The sequence below is a fragment of the Janthinobacterium sp. BHSEK genome, from assembly GCF_056174685.1.
This window is the reverse complement of sequence record NZ_JBWBYV010000207.1, coordinates 1-968: the sequence shown is the minus strand read 5'-3', so window position 1 is coordinate 968 and position 968 is coordinate 1. Positions and strand designations below refer to the sequence as shown.

Genomic DNA, 968 nt, shown 5'->3' with positions numbered 1-968 from the left:
TCTGCGCCGAAGCAGTGCACGCTCTCGACCCAGCCCGTCTCGATGGCGGGGATCAGGGTGGGATGGGGGTTGAGCACCCAGTTGCGGCAAATCTTGCCCTTCAAGCCCAGTTGCTCGCCATACGTGGGCAGAATCAGCTCGATGGCGGCCGTATTGAAGCCGATGCCGTGATTGAGCGACTGCACCTGGTGTTTTTCATACACGCCGCGGATCGCCATCATGGCCATCAGCACGTGCACGGGCTTGATCACGCGCGGGTCGCGGGTAAACAGGGGTTCGATGAAGAACGGTTTGTCGGACTGCACCACGAAATCGATCCACGAGCCGGGTACGTCGACCCGGGGCAAGTCGCTGACGTCGTCGACGATCTGGTTCACCTGGGCGATGACGATGCCGTCGCGGAAGGCCGCCGATTCGACCAGCGTGGGCGTGTCCTCCGTGCTGGGGCCCGTGTACAGATTGCCCTGGCGGTCGGCCATGTAGCCGGCCACCATGACGACGTTGGGCGTGAGGTCGACGAACAGGCGCGCATACAGCTCGATATACGTGTGGATGGCGCCCACTTCGAGCAAGCCATCCTGCAGGAACTGGGCGATGCGCAGGCTTTGCGTGCCGGCGAAGGAAAAGTCCAGCTTGCGGGCGATACCGCGCTCGAACAGGTCCAGGTGTTCTGGCAGGCTGACGCTGGGCATGATCAGGTGCAGATGGTGGATCTTGTCGGGGTTGACCTGGGTCAACATGCGGGCGAGGAAGTCGGCCTGCTTCTGGTTATTGCCTTCAAGGACGACGCGGTCGCCCGGCGCGAGCAGCGCTTCGAGCACGGCGACCATGTCGCCCGGTTGCAGCACGGGGCCGCTGGCGTACTGGCGCACGGCGTCGAGGCGTCGGCGTTTCTCGGTGCGCCGCGTGTCCCATTGTTTTTGCCGCTGCGCTGGCGCTGCTGTGGCGGTTGACATCATGCCTCCGGA

1 protein-coding gene is annotated in these 968 nt (G+C 63.9%); it reads right to left on the bottom strand.

Features of this window, described 5'->3' with window-relative positions; all coding sequences use genetic code 11:
* Positions 1-956, bottom strand: a 956-nt coding sequence (locus AC0V2Y_RS28465; protein WP_475416335.1) for a malonate decarboxylase subunit alpha, incomplete at its 3' end; no start/stop codon positions are given.
* Between the last annotated feature and the right edge of the window lie 12 nt (positions 957-968).